General features: G+C 71.8%; 18 protein-coding genes. 8 read left to right on the top strand and 10 right to left on the bottom strand.

The genetic code is table 11. The annotated features are described in order from the left end of the window. Nucleotides 1-210 carry a DUF5988 family protein gene (locus IAG44_RS00135; RefSeq protein WP_223006765.1) on the bottom strand — a complete coding sequence of 70 codons (210 nt, stop codon included), beginning with the start codon at nucleotides 208-210 and terminating at the stop codon, nucleotides 1-3. Between the two features lie 276 nt (nucleotides 211-486). Between IAG44_RS00135 and IAG44_RS00140 the strand changes: the two genes are divergently transcribed. Continuing rightward, on the top strand, nucleotides 487-1,701 hold the full coding sequence (locus tag IAG44_RS00140; RefSeq protein WP_187745084.1) for a DUF418 domain-containing protein: 1,215 nt from the start codon (nucleotides 487-489) through the stop codon (nucleotides 1,699-1,701). Between the two features lie 39 nt (nucleotides 1,702-1,740). On the opposite strand, the gene IAG44_RS00145 is transcribed toward IAG44_RS00140, so the two are convergent. Beyond that, entirely contained in the window at nucleotides 1,741-2,442 is a 702-nt protein-coding gene (locus IAG44_RS00145; RefSeq protein ID WP_187745085.1) for a siderophore-interacting protein, read from the bottom strand. A 289-nt stretch (nucleotides 2,443-2,731) separates the two neighbouring features. On the opposite strand from IAG44_RS00145, the gene IAG44_RS00150 reads away from it, so the two are divergent. After that, nucleotides 2,732-3,358, top strand: coding sequence for an NAD(P)-dependent oxidoreductase (locus IAG44_RS00150; RefSeq protein WP_187745086.1), 627 nt, complete (start codon nucleotides 2,732-2,734; stop codon nucleotides 3,356-3,358). Between the two features lie 6 nt (nucleotides 3,359-3,364). Here IAG44_RS00150 and IAG44_RS00155 read toward each other — a convergent pair whose 3' ends face one another. After that, nucleotides 3,365-3,946, bottom strand: a complete 582-nt coding sequence (locus tag IAG44_RS00155) for a TetR/AcrR family transcriptional regulator (RefSeq protein WP_187745087.1) — start codon at nucleotides 3,944-3,946, stop codon at nucleotides 3,365-3,367. Nucleotides 3,947-4,284: 338 nt separating this feature from the next. Here IAG44_RS00155 and IAG44_RS00160 point away from each other — a divergent pair, with 338 nt between their 5' ends. Together IAG44_RS00160 and IAG44_RS00165 are read left to right on the top strand one after the other, a co-directional pair. Then, on the top strand, nucleotides 4,285-4,911 hold the full coding sequence (locus tag IAG44_RS00160) for a bifunctional 4-hydroxy-2-oxoglutarate aldolase/2-dehydro-3-deoxy-phosphogluconate aldolase (protein WP_187745088.1): 627 nt from the start codon (nucleotides 4,285-4,287) through the stop codon (nucleotides 4,909-4,911). Continuing rightward, entirely contained in the window at nucleotides 4,908-5,831 is a 924-nt protein-coding gene (locus IAG44_RS00165) for a sugar kinase (protein WP_187745089.1), read from the top strand. The genes IAG44_RS00160 and IAG44_RS00165 overlap by 4 nt, the downstream gene beginning before the upstream one ends. 94 nt (nucleotides 5,832-5,925) lie before the next feature. Here the strand turns inward: IAG44_RS00165 and IAG44_RS00170 are convergent, their stop codons facing one another. Together IAG44_RS00170 and IAG44_RS00175 are read right to left on the bottom strand one after the other, a co-directional pair. Then, nucleotides 5,926-7,041 carry a DUF4037 domain-containing protein gene (locus IAG44_RS00170; protein ID WP_187745090.1) on the bottom strand — a complete coding sequence of 372 codons (1,116 nt, stop codon included), beginning with the start codon at nucleotides 7,039-7,041 and terminating at the stop codon, nucleotides 5,926-5,928. Between the two features lie 76 nt (nucleotides 7,042-7,117). Next, the gene (locus tag IAG44_RS00175; protein ID WP_187745091.1) at nucleotides 7,118-7,495 is read right to left on the bottom strand and encodes a DUF952 domain-containing protein; all 378 of its coding nucleotides are present in this window, start codon (nucleotides 7,493-7,495) and stop codon (nucleotides 7,118-7,120) included. 496 nt (nucleotides 7,496-7,991) lie between these two features. Here IAG44_RS00175 and IAG44_RS00180 point away from each other — a divergent pair, with 496 nt between their 5' ends. Then, nucleotides 7,992-8,834: a phosphotransferase gene (locus tag IAG44_RS00180; RefSeq protein WP_187745092.1), complete on the top strand. Its 843-nt coding sequence runs from the start codon at nucleotides 7,992-7,994 to the stop codon at nucleotides 8,832-8,834. A 246-nt stretch (nucleotides 8,835-9,080) separates the two neighbouring features. Next, nucleotides 9,081-9,317 (top strand): hypothetical protein, encoded by a 237-nt coding sequence (locus tag IAG44_RS00185; protein ID WP_187745093.1) that lies wholly within the window; start codon nucleotides 9,081-9,083, stop codon nucleotides 9,315-9,317. A gap of 62 nt (nucleotides 9,318-9,379) precedes the next feature. Here the strand turns inward: IAG44_RS00185 and IAG44_RS00190 are convergent, their stop codons facing one another. The 5 genes from IAG44_RS00190 to IAG44_RS00210 form a co-directional block, all read right to left on the bottom strand. Next, nucleotides 9,380-9,688: a hypothetical protein gene (locus IAG44_RS00190; RefSeq protein WP_187745094.1), complete on the bottom strand. Its 309-nt coding sequence runs from the start codon at nucleotides 9,686-9,688 to the stop codon at nucleotides 9,380-9,382. A gap of 69 nt (nucleotides 9,689-9,757) precedes the next feature. Beyond that, nucleotides 9,758-10,351 (bottom strand): AAA family ATPase, encoded by a 594-nt coding sequence (locus IAG44_RS00195; protein WP_187745095.1) that lies wholly within the window; start codon nucleotides 10,349-10,351, stop codon nucleotides 9,758-9,760. A gap of 46 nt (nucleotides 10,352-10,397) precedes the next feature. Then, nucleotides 10,398-11,291 (bottom strand): carbohydrate ABC transporter permease, encoded by an 894-nt coding sequence (locus tag IAG44_RS00200; RefSeq protein ID WP_187745096.1) that lies wholly within the window; start codon nucleotides 11,289-11,291, stop codon nucleotides 10,398-10,400. Further along, nucleotides 11,291-12,136 (bottom strand): carbohydrate ABC transporter permease, encoded by an 846-nt coding sequence (locus IAG44_RS00205; RefSeq protein WP_223006857.1) that lies wholly within the window; start codon nucleotides 12,134-12,136, stop codon nucleotides 11,291-11,293. Before IAG44_RS00205 ends, IAG44_RS00200 begins: the two co-directional genes overlap by 1 nt. A gap of 50 nt (nucleotides 12,137-12,186) precedes the next feature. Continuing rightward, nucleotides 12,187-13,503, bottom strand: coding sequence for an ABC transporter substrate-binding protein (locus tag IAG44_RS00210; protein ID WP_187745098.1), 1,317 nt, complete (start codon nucleotides 13,501-13,503; stop codon nucleotides 12,187-12,189). A 219-nt stretch (nucleotides 13,504-13,722) separates the two neighbouring features. Between IAG44_RS00210 and IAG44_RS00215 the strand changes: the two genes are divergently transcribed. Both IAG44_RS00215 and IAG44_RS00220 read left to right on the top strand, forming a co-directional pair. Next, complete coding sequence (locus tag IAG44_RS00215) at nucleotides 13,723-14,754, top strand: LacI family DNA-binding transcriptional regulator (RefSeq protein ID WP_187745099.1); 1,032 nt, start codon at nucleotides 13,723-13,725, stop codon at nucleotides 14,752-14,754. A gap of 40 nt (nucleotides 14,755-14,794) precedes the next feature. Continuing rightward, nucleotides 14,795-17,101 (top strand): beta-xylosidase/alpha-l-arabinosidase, encoded by a 2,307-nt coding sequence (locus tag IAG44_RS00220; RefSeq protein ID WP_187745100.1) that lies wholly within the window; start codon nucleotides 14,795-14,797, stop codon nucleotides 17,099-17,101. Nucleotides 17,102-17,121: the final 20 nt, after the last annotated feature.

The raw sequence follows: 17,121 nt of genomic DNA on the forward strand, positions 1-17,121 counted from the left end.
TCATTCGGCGATCGCCGTGCGGCGTTCCCACTGGTACACAGCGTATTCTTCGCCGTCGACGGTGACGAATTCCCCGTCGTGCACGAAGTGCTCGTATCCCGCCCCCCAGCGGTGCTTTATCTTTTCCGTGGACCTGGCGACGAGCTGCTTGCGATCGTCCTCGGGGAGGTCTCGCGGTCCGCCAGAGAGAATAACTTTCAGCTGCGACATTTTCATGCCCTCCCGGGGAGGAAAGTGGACGGCTCCACGGGAAACGCGCTGCTCGACGGTGCGTATCTTTTCCCGGTGAAGTGAGTTTTCCTCCACCGAGGCTCGCAGCGGCTCCTTCCCCGGACAACCCCTATTCCGCGTGGGCGGCGGAACAGGGGTCCCCAGTGCCCGCCGGACCCACCTGCCGGTCGGCGGGGTGGTGCCGGACAGTCGGCGGGGTGGTGTCCGACGGCTGTCGGATGGCCGGGCTCCCTGTCGCACCGGGAGGTTGTCCGTATGACACAGACACAGTCGCCTCAGGAGCACTCCCCGCCGGCGCCCGCGCCCGTGCCCGCCGGCGGGCCGTCGATGGGACGCCTGGTGGGGGTGGACCTGGCTCGCGCGCTCGCGGTGTTCGGCATGTACATCGTGCACATCGGCCCTCCACTGTCGGCCACGCACGGTGTCGGCAGTTGGATCCGGTACATCGCCGACGGCCATTCGTCGGTCCTGTTCGCCACTCTCGCCGGGTTCTCGCTGATGCTGATCGCCGGCCGCCGGGAGCCGAAGACGGGGCTCGCGGGCCGGCAGGCGCGGGCGCGGATCGCGATCCGGGCCGTGATCCTGCTGGCGCTCGGCACCGTGATGGCGATGGAGTACGGGGGCGTGATCATCCTCGGCTTCTACGGCGTCTACTTCCTGCTCGCCCTGCCCCTGCTCCGGCTCAGCGCCAGGACGCTCGCGCTCGTCGCGGCGGGGCTCGCGGTCGTCACCCCGCAACTGGCGTTCGTCCTCACCTCGCAGCTCGGCGAGTCCGTGCAGCGGAGCATCGACGCGCACGACCCGCTCAAGGCGCTCAGCGAGGTCGGCGTGCTCGATCTGCTGCTCACCGGCTTCTACCCGGCCCTCACGTGGATGTCGTTCGTGGTCGCCGGGATGGCGCTGGCCCGCATGGACCTGTCGGCGGTCGCCGTCCAGAAGCGGCTTGCGGCGCTCGGCGCCGGTCTCGTCGTCGGAGCGTACGGCCTGTCGCTGCTGCTGGCGGGGAAGAACGCGCTGCGCAGCATGGCGGAGGACAGCGGACCGTCCGGTGCTTCCGGGGCGGTGTCCATGGGCGACGGGTCCGGCGTGCCCCAACTGCCGTCGTCGGCGCTGCTGTCCGCCGGTCCGCACAGCGGCACCACGTTCGACATCATCGGCAGCGTGGGCGTCGCGATCCTCGTCGTCGTGGCCATGACGGTGCTGATGGACCGTCTGCCGCGGCTGCGCCGGCTGGCGAAGCCGGTGATCGCCGTGGGCACCATGTCGCTGACGGCCTATGTCGGGCACTTCGTGGCCCAGTCCGTGTTCTCGATGTCCGACGCGTCGAGCACGCAGCAGTCGTGGACGCCGCTGCTCCTGTTCGTCCTCACCGCGATCGTCTTCGCCGCGCTCTGGTCCCGCTTCTTCCGCCGGGGTCCGCTGGAGTACCTGCTCAACGTCGCGACGAAGCCCGCCAAGTACGTCCGGTGACGGCCCTCGCACGTTTCCGGGGGTTCCCGGGCGCGCGGGTCAGTCCATACCGCGTCGGCCCGGTGTCCAGAACGGTTTGACGACGATGTCGCGCCGGGGCCAGCCGCGTTCCCTCAGCAGATGGCGTTTGACGGCCTGGCAGGTCCTCGCCTCGCCGGCGAGGTAGGCGACGGTTCCCGGTGCGAGCCCTTCCTGTGCGGCGACGGCTTCCACCAGCCGGGCCGGGTCGGCGGCGGACGCCGTGCCCCGGTCGAGCCAGGTCACGTCGGCCTCGATGGGGAGGCGGTCGGCGGGGTCGCCGGTCTCGACGACGGCCCGGCACGGCCCGTCCAGGGTCCGTGCCATCGCGGCGAACGCGACGGACGCCGTCTCCTCGCCGACGAACAGGTGGCCCGGCGCGCCCTCGCGCGGGGTGAACCGTCCTTCGGGGGCCTTGAACATCACCGGGGTGCCCGGTTCGACCTCCCTGGCCCAGCGGGTGCCCGGACCCTCACCGTGTTCGAGCACCCGCAGTTCGAGGGCGTCGCCGTCGTAGTCCCACACGGTGTAGGTGCGCAGCAGGTCGCGGGGTGAGCGCAGGGTCAACTCCCCCACCCGTACCCGGACATGGCTGCCGGGCCGCCAGTCGAGCCCGCCGGCCCCCTCCAGTCCGATCCGCCGCCACCGGCCCCCGGCGCTCTCGGCCACGGCGGCGGTCGCCCGCACCAGCAACCGTTCCAGCACCCATTCGCTTCGCCCCATCGCACACCTCTCGGCACCTCGGCGGACAAGGTCGGACGGCGCCCCCGGCGCACAGCCGGCACGCACTCGCGCCCCCTCGATTGCACCATCCGCCGCCCCGCCGCACCCAGGCCCTCACCGAGCCCGTGGAGGGCCGCGCCTGCCCATGATTGCTAACCGGACAGTAGTCCGCTACATTCAAGACGCCGGACAGCTGTCCGCTTAAGTCCCGCGCTCAGACCCCGCGCCGCCTCCCCGGCAGCGGCCGGCCGGCATCCCCACCCAGGTGACCCCACGAAAGGCTCCCGCCATGAACCTGCTCATCCTCGGCGCGACCGGCCCCACCGGACGGCACCTGGTCGACCTGGCGCTCGCGGCGGGCGACACCGTCACCGCCCTGACCCGCAGGCCCGAGGCGCTGGAGGCGGTGGCGGACCGGGTGAACGCCGTCGCCGGCGACGCCACTTCGCAGCGCGACGTCGCGAAGGCCATGGCCGGTCAGGACGTCGTCGTCTCGGCGCTCGGCCGCAGCACGTCCATCCGCGCCGACGACCTGTTCACGCGCGCCGCGACGGCCGTGATCGGCGCGGCCAAGGAGGAGGGGGTGGACCGCCTGGTGTGGCTGTCGTCGTTCGGCGTGGGCGACACCTACGCGTCGGCGAGCCCCGTGCAGAAGGTGTTCTACAGCACCTTCCTGCGCAACATCTACGCGAACAAGGCGGTCTCGGAGCGGGCGATCCGCTCCAGCGGCCTGGACTGGACCCTGGTCTACCCGACGATGCTCACCACGGGACCCGCCAAGGGCACCTACCTCGCCGGTGAGCGGCTGCCGATGAAGGGCAATCCGACGATCAGCCGCGCGGACGTCGCCGACTTCCTGCACAGGGCGGCGCACGGCACGGACTGGATCCGCCGGGACGCCGTCATCACGGACTGATCCGCGTCAGCCCCGCGCGGGCGCCCCCGCGCGCAAGCCGTCCATGACGAGGTCCAGCAGCCGGGCGCTGCGCACCTGCCAGTCCCCCTTGGCGCCGACCTGCCAGATACCGGCGACGGCCAGGACGAAGTCGGCGGAGGTCAGCCCCGGGCGGAGCGTGCCGGCCTCGTGACCCGCGGCGAGCAGTGTCTCGACGGCCTCGATCACCAGGGCGTAGCCCGGCTGTGACGGGCCGTCCGCCGTTCCGACGATCTGGCGCATCGCGCCCGAGAGGCCGGCCTTGGCCACGGCGAAGCGGGCGAGCTGGTCCATCCACTCGCGCAGGGCCCGCTCCGGGGGCCGGGTCCTGAGCAGGTCCGCCGCCGCGTCGGTGAGGACCGCCACCTCGCGCCGGTGGACCTCCAGGACCAGCGACTCGCGGTTCGGGAAGTTGCGGTAGAAGGTGCCCTGCCCCACGCCCGCCTTCTTGGCGATCGCGCTCAGCGGGACGTCCTCGGCGCGCGACAGCTCCGCCAGCGCCACCTCCAGGATCCGCTCCCGGTTGCGCTGCGCGTCCGACCGCTGCGGCCCGTCGTTCCTGTCCCCCACGCCCATCCCCCTCACCGGTTAACGGACATCAGTCCACTTTGCTCCACCTTAACGCGGCGCACGACCGGTGCCAGGGCAGGACGGCCCACGAAGTCCAGCGACCGCCGGAGGCGCTGTTCGTGCAGACGTACAAGCGGGAGTCCGGGACGACGCCGGGGCGCGCCTTCCAGCGGGACGCCGTCCTGCCGGCGCGCGGTCGGCAGAGACCGGCCTCGCCTCTTGGCAGCCCCGATTGATCAGCATTTAATTGCCGGGCCGGGGAGCCTTCCGCTCGTTGCCGGGCCGGAGAGCCTTCGCGGCCGCCTCGCCCTCGCCGTCCCGATCCCCGGAGCACGCCTTTGCACCCCGCCGACTTCACCGCCCGCCTCGCCCGCGACCGCCTCGCCGCGATCGTGCGGGGCCGCTCGGCCGATGCCGCCCTGCGCACCGTCCTCACCCTGGTCGAGGAGGGCGTCACCCTCGTCGAGGTCTCCCTCACCACGCAGGACGCGTACGACGTGATCGCGCCGGCCGCGCGGGCGGTGGGCGGTGACGCCCTGATCGGCGCGGGCACGGTCGTCACCCGCGACCACCTCCTGCGCGCCCAGGACGCGGGCGCCTCCTGGATCGTCACCCCCGTCCTCGGGGACGGGGTGCACGCCGCGGTGGAGGAGGGGCTGCCCGTGCTCGCCGGGGCGGCGACCCCGACGGAGGCGTACACCGCGATGGCGGCCGGCGCCGCCGCGGTGAAGCTGTTCCCTGCCTCACTGGGCGGGCCCGCCTATCTGCGGGCGATCAAGGACCCGTTCCCGGACATGCCGGTCGTCCCCGTCGGCGGCGTCGACGCCGAGTCCGTGCCCGCCTGGTTCGCGGCCGGCGCCCTCGCCGTCGGCGTCGGCTCACCCCTCGTCGGGGACGCGGCGCACGGCGGCGACCTCGGCGAACTGCGCCTGCGGATACGCCGGTTCCTGACGGTGGTCGCGTGAGCTGCGACGTCCTGACCTTCGGGGAGACGATGATCTCCCTCCACACCGAGGGCGGGCTGAGCGTGGGGGCGGCGGCGCGCACGTCGGTCGCCGGGGCCGAGTCGAACGTCGCCGTCGGCCTCGCACGGCTCGGGCACCGCGTGTCCTGGGCGGGCCGGCTCGGCGCCGACGAACCCGCCCGGCTGATCCTGCGCGCGCTGCGCGGCGAGGGCGTCGACGTCCGCCACGCCACCACCGACCCCCGGGCCCCGACCGGCGCCATGCTCCGCGAACGCCTCCCCGGCGACATCACCCGCGTCCACTACTGGCGCACCGGCTCCGCCGCCTCCCGCCAACGCCCCGAGCACCTGGCGCCCGCACTGGCCGACGGGGCGCGCCTGCTCCACGTCACCGGCATCACCTGCGCCATCGGCGCGAGCGACGCGGTACTCGCCGCCGTCGAGCACGCGCGCGCGTACGGGTGGACCGTCGTCCTGGACGTCAACCACCGCACCCGGCTGTGGAGTCGGGACGAGGCGGCGGCCTGCCTGCGTCGACTCCGGGGGCTGGTCGATGTCCTGGTCGCCTCCGACGACGAACTCCCGCTGGTCGCCGACGAGATCGGCGAGCTGCTGGCGGGCGGGGTGCGCGAGGTCGTCGTCAAGCGGGGCGGCGCCGGCGCCGACCTCTACTCCCCCGGCGCCGGGCCGCTCCACCAACCCGCCCTCGCGGTACCGGTGCTGGACACGGTCGGCGCCGGGGACGCGTTCTGCGCGGGCTACCTCTCCGGGCTCCTGGACGGGCTCGCGCCGGGTGAGCGGCTGCACCGCGCCGTCGCCGTCGGCGCGTTCGCGGTGGCCTCGCGCGGGGACTGGGAAGGGCTGCCGCACCGGGACGAACTCGCCCTGCTGGACGCGGAGTCCGGCAGCGCCCTCCGCTGAACGGGGCCGCCCGCCGAGCCACCGCTCCGGGGCTCCCACACATGGGGCCCCGCGTCGAAGACCTCCGTGCCGATGTGCCCGCCCCTCGGCACACTCACCCTGCGGCGCCGTCCGAGAGCGTGCGGGCCGTCGCCCGGGTGACCGCACGGGTGAGTTCCGGACGGCTGAGGACGTCGGTGCTGTCGACGAACTGGTCCGCGCCGCCGGTCAGCGGCAGGGCGCGGACGGCCGGGTCGGTGATACGGGCGGTCAGCGCCCCGGCGAGGCGGTCGGCGCGCAGGACCTGGAACGGCCTGGTGTGGTAGGGCCGGGTGGCCGGGTCGACGGGGTCGGTGAGGCCGAGCCGGTTGTGCAGGTCCGCGACGGTTTCGTAGGCGCGGGCCAGGTGCTGTTCGCGGGTGCGCCAGTCGGTGGCGGCGAGGACCGCCGTCAGGACGGGCGTGAGGAGGGGAGCCTGCGGGGTGCGGGCGAACGCGCTGCCGAGCCACTTGCCGTACGGCGGGTAGCGGCGGTCCATCAGCAGGCACAGCCGCATCAGATCGCGCACCAGCCGCCCGCCCACGACAGCCGAGCCGAGTTCGTCCCCGACCTCGCCGCACCGCCCGACGAAGGCTTCCTCCTGCGAGACGCGCAGCCACTGGCACGCGAGCACATGGAGCCAGAGGTCGTGCGGGTACCAGTCGAGGGCGGCGCGGGCCGGTACGAGGGCGCCGAGTCCGTCGTGGAAGACCGCGCCCGCGGTGACCTCGGCCAGCCGCTGCGTGGGAGTGGCCAGCCAGTCCGCCGGCGTGACGCCCCTGCGCGGATCGAAACCCAGCCGCTCGGTGAACCAGGCGCCCAGGCCGACGACGTCGACCCGGTGACGGACCGGCCCGTCCGTCTCCCTCATCACCCCGATGCCCGGTTCACCGGTCGGGGCGAAGTGCGTCGGGTAACCGCAGAAGGTCTTCGGCAGCCGCTCGGCGAGCAGTGCCCTGATCCCCTCTCCGTACCGGACCACGTCCTGCGGCCGCAGGAAGACCTCCAGCCGCGGCCCCCACTCATGGTCGGCGGACCGGACGGTGTCGAACCCCAGCACCTCCGACCCGCTGCCGATCCTGGCCGCGGAGTACGGGATCCCTGGAGCGGCCTCGTCCAGCAAGGGCCGTACCGCTTCGAGGTGGAAGCGACGGGAGAGTTCCAGTCCGGGGATGAAGCACGGCATGGTCATGCCGGGAAGAGTGCCGGACGGACACGTGACCGGGCGAAGCCTTTTCCGGCCCGCGAGGGGGTTCAGTCCCGTTCCCTCAGTCCCGTTCCCTCAGTCCCGTCGCCCGGTTCTGGTCGTCCCATCGCACCTCCAGGACGCGGATGACCGCGTCGCGGTCGAGGGGGCCGAAGACGTGGGGGAAGAGGGTGGTGCCGGAGACTCCCGGAGGCGGGACGGGGGACGCGGCTTCCCAGGTGCAGGGGGCCGTGAGCCGGTCCACGTCGAGGAACAGGACCAGGAGAGGGCGCGAGGTGTCGCGGTAGAAGGCGTTGACGACGGCGAGGGTGGTCTCCTCGTCGGGCGAGCAGTGGACGAATCCGTCCGCCGTCAGCGACGGGGGCGCGTAGGGCTGGTCGGGGTGGGCGGTCCAGTCGTCGAGGGGGACTATGTGGTGGATGGTGGTACGGCTGGACATGACGGGTGTGGACCTTCCGTGGACGCGGTCCCGTGGCCCGGGACCGTCGGTCAAATCTAGCCTCGACGCGATCGACGAAATCCAGCCCCGGCACCGTCGGCCGCATCCGGCTTCGGCCGCAGGGCTGTGCCTCGACGCAGCCATGTCCGCTACCCCGGGCTCAGCACGAGCGCGGCGACGGCGCCGAGTGCGACCGGCAGGCTGGTCAGTTCGGCGATGGTCGTCGCGGAGGCGGAAGCGTCGGCGCGGGGCTGTCTGCCCACGTCCACTACGGGATCCGCCTCTCGGAACTCACGAAAAGCAAGAACTCGAACGGAGACCTAGGAGGACCTGTCCGGCCCGACCATGTCCGGAGCCAGTGACCAGGGATGCCGCTATGGTTCGGGCCGGAAAAGTCCAGAGTCTGCGCAGTCCTTCCTTGCGATGCTTGTCGTCGGTTCCGGGGCATCGCTGGCGTCCCAGACGTGTGTGTACTCGGCGAATGAGGGAGGACGGTATGGAGCCATCGAAACTCCGCCGCGCGGTTGAGGCAGGGCAGGCAACCGCTTCTGAGCTGGGTCTTCAGGTCGACGATGTGGTCGTCATCCACAACTCGGATCGCGTCGCGCTGCGCCTGGCCCCTTGCGATGTTCTGGCTCGGGTTGCGCCTTTGGGGCAGCTGGCCGATTCCGAGTTCGAAGTAGCGGTTGCTCGCCGTCTTGCCGACGTCGACGCTCCGGTGGCCGAGCTCGATCCCCGGGTGGAACCGCGAGTGCTTTTGCGTGACGCCTTCGCCATTTCGCTCTGGACCTACTACGAACCTGTGGAATCAGAGATCGCGCCGGCCGAGTACGCGGACGCGTTCCTGCGGCACCATGCCGCCCTGCGCCAGATCGCTCTGGACGCACCGCATTTCACCGATCGAGTCGCGGTGGCACTCAGAGAGGTGAACGACCGGGAAAGGTCCCCCGAGCTGTCCGAGTCCGACAGAGAACTCCTCAGCGGCACACTCCGTGGACTGAGCGCCGCGATCAGCACCGAGAGCGCCGACGACCAGCTGTTGCACGGCGAGCCGCATCCGGGCAACCTCCTCAACACACGGAGAGGGCCGCTCTTCGTAGACCTCGCTACGTGCTGCCGCGGGCCGATCGAGTTCGACCTCGCCCATGCCCCCGAAGCGGTGGGGAAGCACCACGAGGGGGCTGATCACAGCCTGATTCACCAGTGCCGCGCCCTGAACTGGGCGATGTTCTCGGTCTGGCGCTGGCGCCAAGGCGATCAGATGCCTGATCGGGACCACTGGAGAGTTGCGGGGCTCAACCGTGTTCGTGCCGCGCTCGATCGCTGTGGGTTGGGCTGAACTCGGGGCAGAGGGCCGCTGATTCCAGCGATCCGCTGCGAGCACGGCCGGATCACCGAGCAGGGCCGGTACGACGACCTCGTCCACGCCGGCGGCACCTTCGCCGAGCTGCTGGCACTCTCACAGGACCGCTGACCGGGACCTCCGGAAACGGCCATCCGGGCCGGAAACATCCGTTTACGTCGACTCCTGTGCCCTTTTACTGTTGCCGTGTCAGCTCATGGCGTCCGTGGGAGGGGAGTTCGCGTGAAGAGACGTTTCGCGGGGGTGCTGGCCGTGTGCGCGCTGTCGGCGGGGGCGGTGCTCGCGGGCACGGGTGCGGCGTACGCCGGGGTGGAGAAGGAGCCCGTCGCGCCGCGCGACTGCGACGTGGAGTACACGGTGTCGTACTACAGCTACAAGCAGCTCGGGTACGACGACTTCCACGCCGCGCTCGGCGCGGAGAGGCACTACACCCAGTGCATCGCGGCGGGCGGGGTCTAGACGGCCCGAAGGGCGGGGCCGGCCGGCGGTCCCGCCCTTTCCTGCCGGGGGTGCCGGTCGGGTCAGCAGAGGACCGTCTTGCGGTAGCTCCCCAGGCCCTCGTACCACCAGATCTTCTCGGCGCCGGGCTTCAGGGTCCAGCAGGGGCTGTCGCCACCCAGCTTGATGTCGGCCTTCACCTTCTTCGTGGTGCTGCAGTTGTTGGTCAGCTTGACGTAGATGCTGGACGGGTAGCCGTCCACGTAGCGGTCGACGCAGTCCGGCGCGGTGTCGCCGGCCGCCGCGTGGGCCGCCGGGGCCGTGAGGACGCCGGTGAGCAGGGTGGCGAGGAGGGCGGTGCCGGCGATCCCGGCCTTCTTGATCAAGGACATGACGAGGTTCGTTCCCCCATGAGCGGTCATCGCCGGGCTGTCGTGTCCGGCGAACGGGCGGGCACCACTTCATCCGAGATCACCGGCGCCGCCAACCTCTAAAGTTCCAGGGAATCCGGCCGTCGCCCGGTGGTGGGCCTCGCGGACGACGCGGTCGGCGGTCTCCTCGGGGGTGAGGGCGGAGGTGTCGAACCACCAGCCGGCGTCGCCGAGTTCACGTTTCATGGCGGCGTCGAGGTCTTCGTAGCCGTCGAAGGAGAACCGCTCCCGTGGATCGCGGAGCGTGTTGCGGTGCCGGCAGGCTTCGATGCCCGGGGCGAGCACGACGAACAGGACCTGCCGGGCGGGGAGGTGGGAGACGAAGAAGTCGAGTTGCGCGCGGTCGGGGATCACCCAGTCGATGACGGGGGTGAAGCCGGCGTCGGCGAAGTTCTCCGCCAGCGCGCACAGGTTGCGGTTGCACAGCTCGACCTGCCGCGCCGCCTCGTCGGCGGGCTCACCGAGGGGCCCGACGCGGCCGCTGACGATCAGCCGGTTGACGACGTCGCCGTCGAGCCGGGCGGCGCGTGGCAGGCGCCTCGCGACGAGTCTGGTCACCGTCGACTTCCCGGCCCCCGGCATCCCCGTCACGATCAGGCAGTGCGGCGTGTTCGCAGTGGTCATGCCCGCCATCGTGCCGTCGTGCCGGGCGGCCGGGCCAGCGTTTTTCCTACTTCCCGAACCCCGCCGTCATCCCCCCGATGAGCTGGCGCCGGCCGATGACGTACAGGGCGAGGATCGGGAGGGTGGAGAGGACCACGGCCGCGAGGACGGCGGGCACGTTGACCGTGAACTCGCCCTGGAAGCTCCACACGAACAGGGGCAGGACGCGTTTGTCGGGGCTCTGGGTGAGGATCAGGGGGAAGAGGAACCCGTTCCAGACGTTGAGGGCGTCGTAGATGGTGACGGTGATGAGGGCCGGGCGCGACAGAGGCAGGGCGAGGCTCCACAGCATGCGCCAGTGCCCGGCGCCGTCGGCCCGCATGGACTCGTACAGCTCGTCGGGGATGTCCCGCAGGAAGTTGACGAGGATGACGACGGTGAGGGGGATCGCGAACGCGGCCGAGGGGAGGGCGATCGCGGTGAGGGTGTCGTACATGTTCGCCTGGGCGATCAGGTAGTACACGGGGATGATCGTCGCCTGGAGGGGGATCGCGAGGCCGAGGAGGAAGACGCTGAACGTCCAGCGCAGCGCCCGGCTGGTGCCGCGGACGACGGCGTAGGCGGCGAGGAAGGACACGGCGAGGGTGAGCGCGGTGGCGCCGGCCGTGACGGCGAGGCTGTTGAGCAGGTAGTGGGTGAAGCCGTTGTCGAGGACCTGCCGGTAGTTGTCCAGCGTCGGGTCGCTCGGGACGGCGAGCGGGTTGGCGTCGAAGAATCCCTCGCGGGTGCGCAGGCTGGTGACGACGACCCAGTAGACGGGGACGAGGACGACGACCAGCCAGAGCAGGCCGCCCAGCGCGCCCAGGGGGTTGGTGCGCCGCGGGCGGGAGGGCGGGCGGCCCGGCGCGGCGCCGGAGCCTGGGGTCGTGGCGGGTGAGGGGGCACGGGTGAGGACGGTCATCACACACCTGCTTGCTGGCTGCGCATCCGGCTGAACCCGGAGAAGCGGACGAGGGCGAGGGAGAGGAGGAGGCCGGCTGTCACGAGGACCACGGAGATGGCGCTGGCGAGGCCCATGTCGTTGCTCTGGAAGCCGGTGATGTACATGTCGAGCGGGAGGAGCCGGGTGGCGTAGCCGGGTCCGCCGCCGGTGAGGACGAACACGAGGTCGAAGTAGGTGAGCGAGCCGACGGTCATGAGCGTGGAGGAGGTGACGACGGTGTAGCGCAGCTGGGGCAGGGTGATGTGCCAGAACTGTTTGAGGCGTCCGGCGCCGTCGAGGGAGGCGGCCTCGTACAGCGAGGCGGGGATCTGCCGGGCGCCGGCCTGGTAGAGCAGTGTGTGGAAGGGCACGAACTGCCAGGCGATGGCGAACACCACGGCGTAGAAGGCGAGGTCGGGGTCGCCCAGCCAGTCCTGGTCGAGCAGGGACAGGCCGAGGGAGGCGCCGAGCCCGAAGTTGGGGTCGAGGAGGTTCTTGAAGATGACGGCGATCGCGGCCGTCGAGATGAGCATGGGGACGAAGTAGAAGACGGCCAGCAGGGCCCGGTAGCGCTGTTTCCCGGCGACGAACACCCCCAGCAGCAGGCTGATCGGCGTCTGCACGGCCCAGCTGATCACCATCATCTTCAGGGTGAGCCACAGCGCGTGCCGGGTGACGTCGCTGGTGAGGGCCGTGCGCCAGTTGTCGAGGCCGGTCCAGGAGGGGGTGCCGAGGCCGTCCCAGCGGGTGAAGCTGAGGTAGCCGACGATGACCATCGGCGCGAGGGCGAACAGCGCGAACAGGAGCAGGGCGGGCAACGCCATCAGGAACGGCGGTCCGCCGCCCGTGCGGGCCGTGGTCGCTTTCGCGGTGCTCACTTCGCGGCCGCCTTGTCCATCGCGGCGCAGAACGCCTGCGGGTCGAGCTGGCCGAGGAAGAGCTGGTCGAGGCGGGTGAGGAGTTCCTGGCCGAGTTCGGGGGTGAGTGCCTGGTCCCAGGAGAGCTGGAAGTTCTTCGCGTCGCGGGTGAGCCGGTAGACGTAGGTGAGCCAGTCCGCGTGGTCGACGGTCTTCAGCTTGGCGTCGAGGTCCTTGACGGGCGGGACGTCGCCGTTGGTGAGGAGGCTGTCGACGTAGGTGTCGTTGTAGACGCCGTCCTTGAGGTAGGCGACGGCGGAATTCTTCTGCTGGGGGCCGGCCTGGGCGGACACGGAGAAGAAGTTGGCGGTGTTGCCGACGACGTTCGTGGGGTCGCCCTTGCCGCCGGTGACGGCGGGGAAGTCCGCCCAGCCGAGGTGGCCCTCGGAGACGAACTTCGGCGAGCCGGTGTTCATGGTCCCGAAGGCCCAGCTGCCCTGGAGGATCATCGCGGCCTTGCCGGTGTAGAGCTGGGCCTCGGCCTGGCCGGTGTCGGCGGAGACGGAGGTGAAGCCCTTGGCGAAGCCGCCGGCGTCCACCAACTGCCTGATCATCCGGGCGGCCTCGATGACCGCCGGGTGGGTCCAAGCGCCCTTCTTGCCGGCGGCGATGTCCGCGAAGACCTGGGGGCCGCCGACGCGGTCGACCAGGTACTCCAGCCACATGAGGTCGGGCCACTTGGAGGCGCCGCCCATGGCGAGGGGCGCGATGCCCTGCGCCCTGAGGGTGCGGACGAGGGCGAGCAGGTCGTCCCAGGTCTTCGGCGGGCGGGCGCCGGCCCGGTCGAGGAGTTGCTTGTTGTAGTAGAGGACCACGGGCTGGACGCCGTTGACGGGCATGCCGTAGGTCTTGCCGTCGAAGGTGGTGGACTTGAGGACCGTGGGGAAGACGCGGTCCCGCCAGCCGGGGTTCTTCTCGAGGTCGGGGGTGAGGTCGGCGACCTTGCCGGCGTCCACGTAGTCCTTGAGCGCGCCGCCGCCCCAGTTCTCGAAGAGGACGGGGCCGTTGCCCGCGCCGACGGCGGTGCGGAGTTTCTGTTTGTAGGGGTCGTTCTGGAAGAACTGGTAGGTGACCGCGCTGTCGGGACGGGCCTTGTTCCACTCCGTGGCGGAGGCCCGGAAGGTCGCCTCGGAGCCCTGGGTGAGGGCCCAGACGAGGGCGGCGCCGTCGGGTCCCGCACCCGGGGTGCGGCCACCGCTGCCGCAGGCGGACAGGGTCAGGGCGAGGGCGGCCGTGGTCACGGCCAGGGTGGTGAGGGGGGTTCTGCGGGTCATCGTTGAGCTCCTTCGGCTCTCCAGGGGCTCGCTACGTGCCGTGTGGTCCGCGAGACCGGCTCGAAAATTTTCGAAACCCCTGCGTTGCATCGCCGACAAGTTAGGGGCGCGTTTTCGCCGGGTCAAGGTGTCGGCGTCGGAAATATTCACGCGATGAACAGCTCTGGACCGGCACGAAAGCTTGCGCTAACGTCCCCGTAAGTCTTCGAAAGGACCAGCATGGCGAAGAGAGCCGTCGAGCGAGGCCGGCCCACCCTGACCGGTATCGCCGAAGCGGCCGGGGTGTCGGTGGCCACCGTGTCGAAGGTGGTCAACGGCCGTAGCGACGTGTCGCCGGAGACCCGGGCGCGCGTCGAGCGGCTGCTCGTCGAGCACGACTACGTCGCTCGCGGGCCGGGCGGGGCGCAGTCCCCCGTGCGGATCGTCGACCTCACCTTCGACCGGCTGGTCAACCCGAACAACCTGGTGATCACCCAGGGGGTCACCGAGGCGGCGGCGCGGGCGGGGGTCGACGTCGTGATCGGCACGGCGCCCGACGATCCGCTCGGCGCGGCCTGGGCCCGCAGGATCACCGCCGCGGGCCGGGAGGGCGTCATCCTCGTGACGTCCGAACTCACCACCGGGCAGCGGGCGCAGTTCGCGCAGGCCGGGATCCCGCTGGTGCTGGTCGACCCGATGAACGTGCCCGACGACAGCGTGCCGAGCATCGGTGCCACCAACTTCAGCGGCGGCATGGCCGCCACCGAGCACCTGCTGAAGCTGGGCCACCGCCGGATCGCGATGATCGAGGGCACGCACGACGCCCTGTGCAACACCGCCCGCCTGCACGGCTACCAGGCCGCCCTGACCGGTGCCGGCCTGACGCCGGACCCGGCGCTCATCAAGCAGGGGGACTTCCGCTTCGAGCCCGCCCACCACGCGGCGCTGGAGCTCTTCGCCCTCGCCGACCCGCCGACGGCCGTCTTCACCGGCAACGACCTGGAGGCGTTCGGCGTCATAGAGGCCGCCCGGGTGCACGGCCTGCGCGTGCCGGAGGACGTCAGTGTCGTCGGCTTCGACGACACGGCCGCCGCGTCCACGTCCGCGCCGCCCCTGACCACCGTCCGCCAGCCCTTCGCCGAGATCGGGCGGGCCGCGCTGCGCACGCTGCTGCGGCTCTCGGCCGGCGAACCCCTCGACAGCCACCGTGTGGAGCTGGCCACCCAGCTCGTCGTCCGGGCGTCCACCGCCCCGCCGCCCGGTCGCTCCTGAAAGCCGGCGCCCCGAGGCGCCACCACCTCAAGGACGCATCATGACCACGCCTTGGGCCGATCCGGCCTGCCCTCGTGACGCCAGGGTCGAGGCCCTGCTCGCGGAGATGACCCTGGAGGAGAAGCTGGCCCAGCTCGGCAGCGCCTGGCCGGGCGTCGAGCACGTCAGCGGCAACGTCGCCCCCATGCAGGACGTCTTCTCCCGTCACATCGACTTCGCCGACGCCGGCAAGAACGGCCTCGGCCACCTCACCCGCCCGTTCGGCACCAAGCCGGTGGAGCCGGCCGAGGGCGCCCGCCGGCTAGCCGCCACGCAGCGGGAGCTGATGGACACGACCCGGCTCGGCATCCCGGCGATCGCGCACGAGGAGTGCCTGACCGGGTTCACCACCCACCACGCCACGGTCTTCCCGACGGCCCTCGCCTGGGCCGCCGCCTTCGACCCCGCGCTCGTCGAACGCATGGCCCGCGCCATCGGCACCAGCATGCGGCGCGTCGGCGTCCACCAGGGCCTGTCCCCCGTCCTGGACGTCGTGCGCGACTACCGCTGGGGCCGGGTGGAGGAGACCCTGGGTGAGGACCCCTACCTCGTCGCGACGACCGGTACCGCGTATGTGCGCGGCCTGGAGTCCGCCGGGATCATCGCCACCCTCAAGCACTTCGCCGGGTACTCCGCGTCCAAGGGCGCCCGCAACCACGCCCCCGTCTCGATGGGCCCGCGCGAGTTCGCCGACGTGATCCTGCCCCCGTTCGAGACGGCGCTCCGCGAGGGCGGCGCCCGCTCGGTGATGAACTCCTACGCCGACGTCGACGGCGTCCCGGCCGGCGCGGACGCCGCGCTGCTCACCGGGCTCCTGCGCGAGGAGTGGGGGTTCGAGGGGACGGTCGTCTCCGACTACTGGTCGGTGGCGTTCCTGCGGACCATGCACCGGATCGCGGCCACGGACGGCGAGGCGGGCGCCCGCGCGCTGGCCGCCGGGATCGACGTCGAACTGCCCGACACCCTCTGCTACGGCGAACCCCTCGCCGAACTCGTCCGCTCCGGCGCCGTCCCCGAGGAGCTGGTCGACCGTGCCGTGCGCCGGGTCCTGCGGCAGAAGGCGGACCTCGGGCTGCTCGACGCCGGGTACGCGCCGGAGGCGGACGTCGACGAGCGGATCGACCTCGATCCGCCCGCGCACCGCGCGCTCGCGCGGGAACTCGCCGAGCACAGCGTCGTCCTGCTCGACAACCAGGGCGGCCTGCTGCCGCTGGCGGCCGAGGTCGCGTCGATCGCCCTGGTCGGGCCGTGCGCGAACGACCCCAACGCGTTCTTCGGCTGCTACTCCTTCCCCAACCACGTGCTGCCGCACCACCCCGGGTACGGCAACGGCGTCGAGGCGCTGCCCCTGCTGGACGCCCTCGCCCTCGAACTGCCGGCCGCCCGGATCGCCTACGAGCAGGGCTGCCCGGTGAAGGAGGCCGACCGCTCGGGCATCGAGGCGGCCGTCGCGGAGGCCGCGCGGGCGGACGTGTGTGTCGCCGTCGTCGGTGACCTCGCGGGGCTCTTCGGGCGGGGCACCTCGGGTGAGGGCTGCGACGTCGAGGACCTTGCGCTGCCCGGCGTGCAGGACGAACTCGTCGAGGCGCTGCTGGCCACCGGCACGCCCCTCGTCCTGGTCGTCGTCTCCGGACGGCCCTACGCGCTCGGCGCCTACGCGGGCCGTGCGGCGGCGATCGTGCAGGCGTTCTTCCCCGGCGAGGAGGGCGGGCCGGCGCTCGCGGGCGTCCTGTCCGGGCGGGTGACGCCGTCGGGCAAGCTGCCCGTGCAGGTGCCCCGCTCCCCGGGCGGTCACCCCTCGACGTACCTGCACGCTCCCCTGGGCGGCAACAGCCAGGGCGTGAGCAACCTCGACCCCACGCCCGCCTACCCGTTCGGGCACGGGCTGTCGTACACGGAGTTCGCCTACTCCGCTCTCGCCCTGAGCGCCGAGACGATTCCGACGGACGGCGAGGTGGAGATCGGCTGCCTGGTCCGCAACACCGGCGCGCGGCACGCGGCGGAGGTCGTCCAGCTCTACACCGCCGACCCGGTCGCGCGACTCCCCCGGCCCGTCGTCCAGTTGACCGGGTTCGCCCGCGTCGAGCTGGCGCCCGGACAGGAGCGCCGGGTCACCTTCCGGCTGCACACCGACCGGCTCGCCTACACCGGCCTCGACCTGCGCCGCGTCGTCGAGCCCGGCGAGATCACCGTCCTGGTCGGCGCGTCCAGCGCCGACATCCGGCTCACCGGGACGCTGCACCTCACCGGGCCCGAACGTGAGGCCGGGCACGACCGGGTCCTCGGGACACCGGTCGTGCTCGGCTGACGTCGGTCCGGCGGAGTGGA

Origin of the sequence: Streptomyces roseirectus (genome assembly GCF_014489635.1) — a bacterium.
Lineage (GTDB): Bacteria > Actinomycetota > Actinomycetes > Streptomycetales > Streptomycetaceae > Streptomyces > Streptomyces roseirectus.

Bases quoted from the DNA above. Each gene is read 5' to 3' on its own strand.
- IAG44_RS00135 (WP_223006765.1), bottom strand. From the start codon at position 210: ATGTCGCAGCTGAAAGTTATTCTCTCTGGCGGACCGCGAGACCTCCCC.
- IAG44_RS00140 (WP_187745084.1), top strand. From the start codon at position 487: ATGACACAGACACAGTCGCCTCAGGAGCACTCCCCGCCGGCGCCCGCG.
- IAG44_RS00145 (WP_187745085.1), bottom strand. From the start codon at position 2,442: ATGGGGCGAAGCGAATGGGTGCTGGAACGGTTGCTGGTGCGGGCGACC.
- IAG44_RS00150 (WP_187745086.1), top strand. From the start codon at position 2,732: ATGAACCTGCTCATCCTCGGCGCGACCGGCCCCACCGGACGGCACCTG.
- IAG44_RS00170 (WP_187745090.1), bottom strand. From the start codon at position 7,041: ATGACCATGCCGTGCTTCATCCCCGGACTGGAACTCTCCCGTCGCTTC.
- IAG44_RS00175 (WP_187745091.1), bottom strand. From the start codon at position 7,495: ATGTCCAGCCGTACCACCATCCACCACATAGTCCCCCTCGACGACTGG.
- IAG44_RS00180 (WP_187745092.1), top strand. From the start codon at position 7,992: ATGGAGCCATCGAAACTCCGCCGCGCGGTTGAGGCAGGGCAGGCAACC.
- IAG44_RS00190 (WP_187745094.1), bottom strand. From the start codon at position 9,688: ATGTCCTTGATCAAGAAGGCCGGGATCGCCGGCACCGCCCTCCTCGCC.
- IAG44_RS00195 (WP_187745095.1), bottom strand. From the start codon at position 10,351: ATGACCACTGCGAACACGCCGCACTGCCTGATCGTGACGGGGATGCCG.
- IAG44_RS00200 (WP_187745096.1), bottom strand. From the start codon at position 11,291: ATGACCGTCCTCACCCGTGCCCCCTCACCCGCCACGACCCCAGGCTCC.
- IAG44_RS00205 (WP_223006857.1), bottom strand. From the start codon at position 12,136: ATGGCGTTGCCCGCCCTGCTCCTGTTCGCGCTGTTCGCCCTCGCGCCG.
- IAG44_RS00210 (WP_187745098.1), bottom strand. From the start codon at position 13,503: ATGACCCGCAGAACCCCCCTCACCACCCTGGCCGTGACCACGGCCGCC.
- IAG44_RS00215 (WP_187745099.1), top strand. From the start codon at position 13,723: ATGGCGAAGAGAGCCGTCGAGCGAGGCCGGCCCACCCTGACCGGTATC.
- IAG44_RS00220 (WP_187745100.1), top strand. From the start codon at position 14,795: ATGACCACGCCTTGGGCCGATCCGGCCTGCCCTCGTGACGCCAGGGTC.